This is a genomic window from Paenibacillus sp., from assembly GCF_035645235.1.
GTDB lineage: Bacteria > Bacillota > Bacilli > Paenibacillales > YIM-B00363 > Paenibacillus_AE.
In genome coordinates this window covers 1-11,847 of the sequence record NZ_DASQMZ010000159.1, presented here as the reverse complement: position 1 = coordinate 11,847, position 11,847 = coordinate 1, and the positions used below count along the sequence as shown (strand labels likewise).

General features: G+C 57.7%; 8 protein-coding genes. 7 read left to right on the top strand and 1 reads right to left on the bottom strand.

The features are described 5' to 3' along the window. Positions 1–856, bottom strand: an 856-nt coding sequence (locus VEZ38_RS15855) for a sugar ABC transporter permease (protein WP_324895111.1), incomplete at its 3' end; no start/stop codon positions are given. Between the two features lie 150 nt (positions 857–1,006). Between VEZ38_RS15855 and VEZ38_RS15850 the strand changes: the two genes are divergently transcribed. The 7 genes from VEZ38_RS15850 to VEZ38_RS15820 all read left to right on the top strand — a co-directional run. Then, positions 1,007–2,824, top strand: coding sequence for a sensor histidine kinase (locus tag VEZ38_RS15850; protein WP_324895107.1), 1,818 nt, complete (start codon positions 1,007–1,009; stop codon positions 2,822–2,824). Next, complete coding sequence (locus tag VEZ38_RS15845; RefSeq protein WP_324895105.1) at positions 2,821–4,464, top strand: response regulator; 1,644 nt, start codon at positions 2,821–2,823, stop codon at positions 4,462–4,464. The genes VEZ38_RS15850 and VEZ38_RS15845 overlap by 4 nt, the downstream gene beginning before the upstream one ends. 244 nt (positions 4,465–4,708) lie before the next feature. After that, entirely contained in the window at positions 4,709–6,310 is a 1,602-nt protein-coding gene (locus VEZ38_RS15840; protein WP_324895109.1) for a response regulator, read from the top strand. A 24-nt stretch (positions 6,311–6,334) separates the two neighbouring features. Continuing rightward, positions 6,335–8,071 (top strand): sensor histidine kinase, encoded by a 1,737-nt coding sequence (locus VEZ38_RS15835; RefSeq protein ID WP_324895103.1) that lies wholly within the window; start codon positions 6,335–6,337, stop codon positions 8,069–8,071. Between the two features lie 287 nt (positions 8,072–8,358). After that, positions 8,359–9,231, top strand: coding sequence for an ABC transporter permease (locus tag VEZ38_RS15830; RefSeq protein ID WP_324895101.1), 873 nt, complete (start codon positions 8,359–8,361; stop codon positions 9,229–9,231). 15 nt (positions 9,232–9,246) lie between these two features. Next, positions 9,247–10,149, top strand: coding sequence for a carbohydrate ABC transporter permease (locus tag VEZ38_RS15825; protein ID WP_324895099.1), 903 nt, complete (start codon positions 9,247–9,249; stop codon positions 10,147–10,149). A gap of 194 nt (positions 10,150–10,343) precedes the next feature. Next, positions 10,344–11,847: hypothetical protein (locus VEZ38_RS15820; RefSeq protein WP_324895097.1), on the top strand; the 1,504-nt coding region annotated here is incomplete at its 3' end.

Here is an 11,847-nt window from a genome sequence, read left to right as displayed (position 1 = left end):
CCTGCAGCGTCGTAATGATCGCTACGACGACGAAGAAGATGAGCGCCTTCGCGGTGCCGATGCCGTACCGGTTATTTCGAAACGCCTCTTGATAGATGTTTAGCGCGACGGATTCCGTCGAACCGAACGGACCGCCCTTCGTGAGCGACAGATTCAGATCGAACACCTTGAACGACCAGGAGATCGTGAGGAACAGGCATACCGTGACAGCCGGCATAATCATCGGCACGATAATCGTGCGCAGCAGCTGCAGCCTCGTTGCCCCGTCGATGCGCGCGGCTTCCATCAGCTCGCTCGGCACGTTCATCAGCGCGGCGATGTACATCACCATCAGATACCCGGCGTATTGCCAGATCGTCACGATGACGATGCCCCAGAAGGCCGTGCCGGCGGTACCGAGCCACGGCAGTTCGAAAAATCCGATGTTCGTCAAATCCCCGACCGCGGCGAAGCCCTTCACAAAGATAAAGCTCCAGATAAATCCGAGCAGCAAGCCGCCGATAACGTTCGGCAGAAAGAAAATCGTGCGGAGCACGTTGCTGGTGCGGAGCTTCTGCGTGACGAGCAGCGCGAGCGCGAAGCCGACGAGGTTCGTCAGCACGACCGCCGCCACCGTATACCGGGCCGTGAACCCGAACGAGTTGCGGAACCCCTCGTCCTCGAGAAACACCTGCTTGTAGTTCTCGAATCCGACCCAAGTGACCGTAGAATTGACCCCGTTCCAGCTTGTAAAGCCGTAATAAATACTTAGCAGAAAAGGAACCGCGATAATCAGCACGAAAAACAGGACGGCGGGTCCGACGAAGACGAGCTGCCGGCTCCACTCCGCGGAGGCTCTTTTTCTTGTAAGTTCGATGGGTATCCCTCCCCGTTTGAAAGCTTTGATTTTCAGTATAAAGATGGTCCGCGGCGCTGAACACCGATGGAAATGACGAGAAAGGTGGAAAATATTGACCTCACCTGCTACAATGTAAGCGTATCCACCAGGACGAGGGGAGCGGGGGACATGGCAGCGGCCGCGATACGAAACAGCTTGCAGAACAAACTCATCCTATTCCTGTTGGTCGCGATCGTGCTGCCGATCTCGACCTCGATCGTCGTCACGTATTTTTTTGCGAAGGCGAGCGTGAAGGAATCCTACATTCAGGAGAACACGACGCTGCTGTACCAAGGGAGCACGAACCTGCGGAATTATTTGGAGCGGATCAATCAAACCTCGCTCCTACTCTATCAGAACGCGAGCAACGAGCGGAGCCTGTATAAGATTGTGGAGAAGCGGGAGATCGGCTTCTCCGACGAGAAGGAGTTATACGTAAATCTACAATATATGACGAACTCGCTCGCCGAGGCGAAGCAGGTGCATATGTACATGAAACGGTCGAACATCTCGTTCCGTCTCGCCTACAACTTGCCGCGTTACGTCTCCGGCGCGTCGTTCGCGCCGGACTTCCCGGCGGATACGGACGTATTTCTCGAGCCGACGCATCGCAGCCACGATTACGGCGTCGCGCGCTTCCCGTTCGAGATGCATGAGGACGTCTTTACGATCCACCGCAAAATTTTGAACGAGCCGACGGATCAAATTCTCGGTTCGCTCTCGATCGACGTGAAGGACGATATGATCCGGGAGATTAGCGAGATGCTGTATGCCCCGGGCGAAGAAGAACTGTTCCTGTTCGATCGCGGGGGCGCCGTCGTATTCGCTTCCGAGGGGGCGGACGCGGACGCGGCGAAGCCGTGGCTGCCCGGCATTCTGGCGTCGACGGCGGCGTCGGGGCACATGGAGTACGAGGATGCCTCCTTCCGCGGCATTCATCTGTATTCGACGATTCGCACGCCGTTCGCGGAATGGGTGCTCGTGAAGCGGGTGCCTTACGAGGTGCTGTATCAAGACGCCCGCAGGCTGACGCTGATCAACGGGTCGATCGTGCTGGCATTCCTCGTCGTCGCGGTCGTGGCGGCGATGTTCGTGTCGTTCCACTTCACGTCGCCGATCAAGCGCCTCATCCAATACATTCACAAGGTGGAATCCGGACAGTTCGACGCGGAGCTCGTCATGCGGCGGACCGACGAGATCGGCATCTTGTCGCGTCGGTTTCATCAGATGATTCAGCGGCTCGATCAACTGATTACGAAGGAGTACCGGCTCGAGCTCGCGAACAAGACGAATCAGCTGAAGGCGCTGCAGGCGCAGGTGAATCCTCATTTTCTAAACAACTCGCTTCAGTCGATCGGCACGCTGGCGCTGCAGAAGCAGGAGAAGAAAATTTATTCTTTGATCGCCTCCCTCGGAAAAATGATGCGGTACCAAATGAACGCGAGCGAGTCGATGGTGCCGTTCGCGATGGAGGTGGACTACGTGCGGGCGTATCTGGACTTGCAGGCGCAGCGGTTCGAGGAGAAGTTCGCGTTCCGTCTCGACGTCGTAGAGGAGGCGAAGCAGGTCGAGGTGCCGCGGATGATTTTGCAGCCGATCGTAGAGAATTGCTTCAAACACGGATTCGTGCATACGCACGAGGGGGAAATTCGCGTGACCGCGCGCATCGAGGCGGAGCGGCGCCTCGTCGTCGTGGTTGAGGATAACGGCGCGGGCGTGGGTAAGGAGGCGCTCGCGTCGCTGCAGGGGCAGCTCGACCGGCTGCGGGCCGGCGGCGATTGGGCGGCCGCGGACCGGATCGGCCTATGCAACGTGCAATCGCGGCTGCAATTGTATTTCGATCGGAGCGCCTTCTTGACGCTGGAGGCCGCGGAGCCGCGAGGGCTGCGCGTCCGGCTCGAGATGCCGCTGTCCGCCGGCGGCGGCGAGGAGGGGGCGACGGGATGAAGGTCTTAATCGTAGACGATGAGAAGCATGTTCGAGACGCGATCCGGATGTTGATCGATTGGGAAAGCTACGGCATCTCCGAGGTGCTCGAGGCGTCGGACGGCGCGGAGGCGGTCCGGGTGATCGAGGAGAAGCGGCCCGAAATCGTGTTTACGGATATGCTGATGCCGATGATGACCGGCGCCAAGCTGTTGGAGTGGCTTCAGCGGCATCGCCCGTCGTGCAAGACGGTCGTCATCAGCGGACACGACGACTTCGGCTATGTGCGCCACACGATCAAATACGGCGGGATGGATTATTTGCTCAAGCCCATCGACGAGGAGCAGTTGAACGAAGTGCTGCGCAAGGCGGTCGACGCGTGGAAGGCCGAGGAGCGAACGCGGAGCCGCGATCAGAGCCGGGACATGAAGCTGAACGAAATCAAGCCGATTTATTGGGATAAGGCGCTCACGCAGCTGATCGAGGAGCCGGAGGTGTTCCCGACATTCGCGCGGGAGCTGCAGGCGGAGTTCGGCATCGCGGCGGACGCCCGATTGGCGCGCGCGGCCGTCTTGTCCTTCGAGACGATGCAGAGGAAGATCAAGGATAAGTTCGCGTCCAATCTCGATCTGCTCAGCTACGCGATCGCGAACATCGCGAACGAGTTTCTGTGCCGCCGGGAGCGGGTCGGCTATGCTTTCCGCAACGCGAACAAGGCGCACGAGATGGTGATCGTCTGCTGGGCGGACGTCGAACGGCTGCCGGCTTTGGTCGAAGAAATTAACCAGGGCATCGATCGTACGTACGGCGTGACGTTCGACTTCGGCATCGGCGGGGTGCGGCGGTTTCCGTCGGAGCTGCCGCTGACGCACCGCGAGGCGCTCGCCGCGCTGAAGCAGCGGAACCTGCTGTCGGGCGGCGGACGCATTCATCCGTACGAAGGCAGGGAGAGCGCCGCCGGCCCGGCGACGCTTCGGTTCGAGCGGTATCAGGAGACGCTGCGGCTCGCGCTGCTCAGCGGGAACGAAGAGCGGATCGCCGCGGCGGCGGACGCGTGGTTCCGCGAGGTGCGGGCGCTGCCGGTCGTGACGACCGAGCAGCTCGATTTATGGGTGCACGAATTCGCGGTGTTCCGCGCGCGCTGCTTGAACGGCCGGTCGCTCGAGCCGGCGCTGGCGAAGCGGATGAGCGCGATGGATCCCGGCGCGTTCCTCGTCCCGGTCGACGACGAAGGCCGCTTGTCCTTCGAGCTGTGGCAAGAAGAGGTGACGGGCCTCCTGCTCGCCCTCGCGGACGTGCTGCGTTCCCCCGCGTCGAGTCCGACGATGCAAGAAATCGCGGATTATCTCGAAGCGAACTACCGGGAGGACATCTCGCTGCAGGACATCGCCGATCGCTTCGGCTTCAGCCGGGAATATATATCGCGGAGGTTCAAGCAGGAGCGGGGCGAGAACGTGTCGGACTTCCTCGTGCGCGTGCGCATGGAGAAAGCGAAGCTGCTGCTCCTGAGCCCGCAATGGCGCATCGCGCAGGTCGCCGAGATGGTCGGTTACGCGGACGAGAAATACTTCAGCAAGGTGTTCAAGAACTGGTCGGGCGTCTCGCCGAACCAATTCCGTAAAGAGGCGGACTCGGCGTATGACCTACGTACTAAAAGGTAGAACTCTAGCAAGGCGTCGAAGGATAACGGCGCCTACTTTCACGCTTCCGGATCCCGTTGCGATTATTCCGGATATTTACTAGCGTGCGAGCGAAGATGGAAGTACAATTGGTTTGAAAACGCTTCATTCTTATTTCGGCGTACACCGGCTTCTCCATGGGGAGCCGGTTCGTCGGCTTGTCGAGACCGCGATTAGGTTTATGGAGCAATCATCCTTGAGGAAAGCGGGGAAGACCGTGTTCAGAATGTTTATCGTCGACGATAATAAATACGAACGCAACGGAATCCGGGACGCCGTCGACTGGGCGAGGCTCGGCGTCGAGGTCGTCGGCACGTTCGCGAACGGCGCCGAGGCGCTCGCGAACGTAGAAGCGCTGCGTCCGGACGTGATCGTGACGGACATCGCCATGCCGACGATGAACGGCGTCGTGCTCGCGGAGCGCGTGCGCGATCGGTACCCCGAAGTCAAGATGATTTTCACCAGCTGCCACAGCGATTTCGAATTCGCGAAATCGGCGGTCGATCTAGGCATATACGGATACGTCTTGAAACCGATCGTCTCGGACGAGCTGGAGACGGCGGTACGCAAGCTCGTGGCCGATATGACCGAGCGCGAACGCGGGGAACGAGAGCGGAACGCCATGCTCCGGCAGCTCGAGGGGATGCTCCCGCTCGTACAGGAACAGTTCTTCAAGGAGATGCTCCTCGGCAACTTCCGCAGCGAGGACGAGCTTCGGGAGCGGATCGATTTCTTGCACGTACCGGTTCCGGCCGGCGCCAGTCTCGCCGTACTGTCGATAAATTTCGCGGCTCCGGCGAAAGAGGGACAAGCTCCCAGCGTAATAGACTCCTATTATCGGTCGTATACGGTGAAGAAGATCGTCTCCGCCTTGGAGCCTGCCGGGAGCGCATACCCGGTGCAGATGGCCGCCGACTTGTATGCCGTCCTGCTGTTCGGCGACGCCGAAAGTTTTATGGAGACCACGGTCGCGCTGCACACGACCGTCGCGCAACGCATCGATTCAGCCTTCACCATCGGCATGAGCAACGCTTCGCCGTCGCTCGCCGCGATCGCGGAGCTATACCGTCAGTCCGCGTTAGCCGTCAATACGACCTTCTACGAAGGCAGCAATCCGATTATCGCCTACGCGGAAATCGAAGACGCGGCCGAGCGCAACGTGTTCGGCGATTTGCCGGGGCTGGAAGCGGTATACGGCGACGTAAAGGCGCTGCTTTCCTACGACGGGGAAGCCGACGTCGACGAATTCCTCGACAAATATTTGAACGTCCCCGGAGCGAGCCGCAACGAAAGCTACGTGAAAGCCTTCGCGTTCCTCGCTCTGAACTTGGCGAGCGTGCTGCTGATGGAAGCGAACAAATCGTTTCAAGAGATGCTCGGCGAGGAGCCGTCCATCTGGATGCGGGTCGGCAAGCTCGAATCCGCGGCCGAAGCGCGCGCGCTGCTGTACCGTACCTTCGCCTCGATTAAGGAGCACCTTACAGAGCGCAATCCAACGAAGCACCTCAAGTTGGTAGAGACGATTCGAGGCATCGTCCGGCAACGATACAACGAGCCGATCACGGTCGAGGATATTTCGAAATCCGTCTATTTGAGCGGGCGGCATGCGAATAACATTTTCAAGAAGGAATCGGGCCAGACGATCTTCGATTATCTCGTCGAATACCGCATCGGGATCGCGAAGCAGCTGCTGAAGGAGCCGGACAGCAAGGTGGCCGTCGTCGCGGAGCAGGTGGGCTACGTCAATACGTCGTATTTTTGTCTGGCTTTCAAGAAGAACGTCGGCATGACGCCGGCGGAATACAAGAGCAAGCTGGTCTTGCGGTAATCTCGGACGACGGGGGGCGGCCGCATGTTCCGCTTCGGGAAATGGAAATATCGTCATAAGATCGCGGCCATCATCTTTATCTTCTCGCTCATCCCGATGCTGGTACTCGGCTCGGTGCTCTTCTTCAACGTCTGGCAAGGCAAGGTGGCCGACATTCTCGAGAAGAACGAAGCCCAGCTGGCCGGCGGCGTGGCGGGGGTCGACAATATGCTGGCCTCGAACGTCGACAAGATGTTATTCATTAACAATAACTTTTACATTAACAATTATTTGGAAACGAAAACCGATCAAAATCTCGTCGGAATTATGTCGTTCAACGATTATTTGCAAAGCGTCATCGGCGCGGTCAAGGCGGATTTATCCAACGTCGACGTCGTCATTTATTCCATGGACGAAGCGACGCTGAACGGGGATTATTTGCGCAATATCGCTACCCTCGGCGCTTTCGAGGCCGACGGCGGGCGACGGCTGAGGGAAGAAATTCTTGCGTCGAACGACGGGAGCATCACCTGGCGGTTGGCCACGTTGTCCGAAGACGGAACGGATGCGGATTCAACATATTTGTACGCCTTCAAGAAGCTGTCCTCGTTCCGGGGGCCGCTCGGCGTCACCGAAATCCGTATGCCGTTTTCGTCGTTCCCGACGTTCTTCCAATTCGAGATGCCGAAGGGGTCAATGGTTGTGTTCGAGACGTCCGACGGCGCGTTCCGTTTCCCGATCGGCGGCGGCGACGACGACGGGGCCGCCTCCGCCTCGCCGGAGAACCACTACGAAATACGGCAAGCGCTGAAGTCCGGCATCGGTACGGTTACGATGTATGTGCCCAGAGCGCTCGTGTTTCAAGAACTGAGGGGGTACCTTCTGGCGGTAGCGGCTATGTTCGTCGGCGTCACGATCATGTTGTTCGTGACGGTGGAGACCGTCGCGTTCTTCCTCACCAAGAAGTTCGAGGTATTGTTCCGGCGGATGAATACGACCGTCGAAAATTTGATCAATAACGAAAACTTGCAAATCTCGACGACCGACGACGAGTTTAGCCGGATGGGTAATGTGTTCTTCGAGTTGATCGTCCGTATCCGGGATTATTACAAGCGCATTACCGAGTTCGAGTCCGAACGCACCGTGCTCGAGACGCAGCTGCTGCAGGAGCGGATCAACCCGCACTTCCTCTACAACACCTTGTCGACGATGCGGTGGATCAGCGGCGACGAGCGCATCCGCACCGTCATCCATTCGATGGTTCGTTATTACCGGATCGCGCTCAACAAAGGCAGCAGCATCGTCACGATCGAACAAGAGCTCGACATGATGCGGGAATATTTAAGCTTGCAGAAATTCGCTTACGGCATCGAATTCGACTTCGAGATCTTCGTCGAGGAGGGCCTAGGCGATAAGCCGCTAGTGAAGCATCTCCTACAGCCCGTCGTCGAGAACGCCGTGCTCCACGGCATCAACGGACGCGAAACCGGCGGCGCTATCGGGATTCGCGTCACGCGTCATGCGGACGATATCCGAATCGCGATATCGGATAACGGCGCCGGCATCGATCCCGAGCGCATTCGCCAAATGCTCAGCGGCGAAAGCGTCAGTCTCTATAGCGGATACGGCATGGTCAATACACGCAAGCGGATCGAGGTGTATTACGGCCCGAGCTATGGGATTGAGATCGCGAGCGAGCCGGGGCAAGGAACGACCGTGACGCTGCGCGTGCCGGCCGGGTTCGATGCGGCGGCCGCCGCGGTCCGCGCGCAACGATCTTGAATCCGGCGCGGGCGCAAATCGCAAGGCAGGCATCCTCGTACAGAGGAAGGCCTGCCTTTTTCCATTGCATACGAAGGCGGGGGTTTGTTCCGGATACCGTTATGGCATTTCCGTTTCCTTACTATAAGTACGTTCTAGAACGGGGTATGCTTAAAGTCAAGGCGAGGCGCGAACGCGCAACAAGCCATTGAGCACCTAAACCGGAGGAGAAGTCTATGACGCAGAAAACCATCATGACCCAGGCTGCGGGGAGGCCGCCGCGACGAAGCCTAGCGGGGGCGATCCGAATGAATGCATTCGCATATCTGCTCCTTCTGCCTTCCCTCGTGCTGACGTTCATCTTCGCATACTTGCCCATGCCGGGCATCGTCGCTGCGTTTCAGGATTACAACATCTTCGCCGGCTTGTGGAACAGCCCTTGGGTCGGGCTGAAGCACTTCCGGGACGTGTTCGAAACGCCCATGCTCCGCGAAGCGATCTACAACACCCTGGAACTGAGCGTCTTGACCATCCTCGTCTGTTTCCCGGCGCCGATCGTGCTGGCGCTGATGATCAATGAGGTGAAGGACGGGTTATTCAAGCGATCAGTTCAGACGTTAAGTTATTTGCCGCATTTTTTGTCATGGATCGCGGTCGTCGGTCTCGCCTATTCGTTCTTCGACGTGTACGGGCCGTTGAACGATTTCTTGACGTTGCTCTCCGACGGCGAACGCATCATGTTCCTATCCAAGCAGGAATTGTTCCTTCCGATTTTGCTGCTGCTCAGCGTCTGGAAAGAAGTCGGCTGGGGGACGGTCGTCTATTTGGCGGCGATCACGGCGATCGATCCGAGTCTCTACGAAGCGGCTCGCATCGACGGAGCGAACCGGTGGAAGCAGCATCTGCACATTACGCTGCCCGGCTTGAAGATGACCGCCATCCTGCTCTTGATCTTTACGTTAGGCACGCTGTTCATGAGCAACTTCGAGCTCGTCTACGGTATGCAGAACGCCTTCATTAATTACGACGTCATCTCGACCGTCGTCTTCTCCTCCGGCATTCAGCAGGGGAATTACTCCATGGCGGCTGCCATCGGGTTTATGCAGGGCTTGGTCGCGCTGCTGCTGACGGTGGGGGCGAACGCGCTTTCGAAGCGAACGACCGGCATATCGATCTGGTAAGAAAGGAGGAGCCCCATGAATTACGAGTCGACATCCTATCGCGCATTTAAAGTCGCCAACGCCGTGCTGCTGACGATTCTGGTCCTGGCGATGGTATTCCCGTATTTGAACGTCTTGGCTTACGCCCTGAACGATCCGCTCGACTCCCGATTCGGCGGGATCACCTTCTATCCGCGCGTGCTGTCTTTCGCGAACTTCGACCTGCTGCTGTCGAACCCGGACATCGTGCAAGCGACGCTCGTTTCCGTCCTTCGCGTCGTCGTCGGCACGGCGTTCGCGCTGGCGGTGCAGTATACGTGCGCGTACGCGTTCACGTTGAGAGGGGTGAAGGGCAGAGGCGCGATGCTGATGTTCTTGATGATCCCGATGTATTTCGGGGGCGGATTGATTCCGGTGTATTTGCTGTACTCGAAGATGCACATTCTCAACCATTTTCTGGTGTACATCCTTCCCGTCTCGTTCAGCTTGTACAATATGGTTATAATCCGCTCGTACTTGTATACGATTCCGGAGAGTCTCGCGGAGTCCGCGCGGATGGACGGCGCCAACGAATTCGTCATCATGCTCCGCATTTACGTACCGCTGTCGCTGCCGATCCTAGCCGTCATGGCGTTGTGGACGGCCGTATACCACTGGAACGATTGGACGACGACGCTCTATTTCGTGACCGACCGGGATCTATTTACGCTGCAGTACATCTTGATGCAAATCTTGAAGGAAGGCGAACGGATGGCAAGCCTCTTCCAGGAGGCGATTCGGTCCGGTAACGCGACGTCCGTCGGAACCCAACCGCAAGCGACGCCGCAAGCGATTCGCGCCGCGAACATTATTTTGACGACGCTGCCGATCGTCCTCGTATATCCGTTCTTGCAGAAGTATTTCGTGAAGGGCGTGACGCTCGGCGCGGTGAAGGAATAACCGGAGACCTGATCCGAATTGCGGTATAGGCGTTCCGAATATTTACTATAATCAAGTTTCGAAAAGGAATAAGATCAATTCAAACCTCATGAAAGCGATCACAATTCCATTCGGTATGATGCCTGGCGGGCGCTTCGATCGACGGTCGTCCGGCATGATATACATTCAAAAACGATCTTTAGGGGGAAGCAGAAATGGGAAAGCGGATGCGCAAACCGATGGCCTTGGTTCTGGCGACGGCCGTACTTACGACGCTGATTGCAGGCTGCGTGGACAATAAAGACGCAGGCGAAGGGGCGGCGGCGCCGACGACCGGCGACGCGAGCACTCCTGCGGCGCAGGAAACGGCCGAAGAGAATGCTTACTACAATATGTACGATTCCGTATCGGACAGCTCCGAGCTGCCGGACTGGACCGGGAAGCAGTTGAAGCTAAAGGCTTGGTACGCGCACGGCACGGGCGACGCGAATCGACCGGTACCGACGCAAGACGTCGTAAGCCCGGAGATCAAGCGGGTAACCGGCATCGAATTGGACAGGGACGAGAGCTTCGATAACGGCGGACAGGCGATCGACGTGAAACTCGGTATGCTGAACGCCGCCAACGACTGGCCGCACATCGCGTTCGTGACAGAATCCGGGATGGGCAACCTGAAGGATATGTTCGCCGCGGGCAAAGCGTACGACTTGACCGAATACATCGACAAGTACGCGCCGAACTTGAAGAAGCGCCTGTCGTTCGACACGTTCCCGGAAGCGAAACGGTTCGTCACGAACAATTTCCAAGACGGTAAGATCTACGCGTTCCCGACGCAGCTCGGCGATCCGGATCGCTCGCTCAAGATTATCGATCCGTCTTTCGACTCTCCGAATGCGCAATCCGGCAACGACGGATTCGTCTGGGTGCGGGACGATCTGTTGAAGAAATTGTACCCGACGGCGAAGACGCAGGACGAGATCGATGCGCTGTTCGTCAAGAACGGCGGTAAATTCACTCGCGAAGAAATTTACGACGTACCGCTCAAATCGACGGAAGACCTCAAGAAAATGCTCTACGACATGCAAAACCTGATCAAGACGGAAAACATTACGGAAAACGGCAAGCCGGTCGAAGTGACGTACGCGTTCGGCGGTCAGGACAACTGGAGCACGCTGGCCGTTCTGGCAGGTATGTATACCCGTCTCCCGGGCAACAACAATTACTTTACTTATTACGATAAGACGACGAAGCAGATCGAGTTCATGTTCCAGCAGGACTTCTTTAAGAACACCGTCGCCGACTTCAATAAGATGGTTCGCGATAAAGTGATGGATCCGAATTCGCTCGTCGAGAACAACGCGACGCACCTTGAGAAATTAAACAACGGTCAGTACGCGGTCGCTTACTTGTTCAGTACGCCGGACGAGAGCGTGTTGAAGGCTGCCGGCAAAACGTACCGTTACCGGAAAGTGTTCATCGACTCGCCGGTCAATACGGAACGATTCATTACGCCGCTCGGACCGGTCAAGAGCAACCAAGGCATCGTTATCTTCAAAGACAGCGTGAAGGAAGAAGATTTGCCGCAAATCATTCGCTGGCTCGATTACATGGTATCCGAGGTCGGCGAGAAGATGTACACTTGGGGCCCGAAGAGCGCCGGTTTGTTCGACGAAGTGGACGGCAAGCGCGTCTTTAAGGACAAGGAATTGGAAGAAGCGA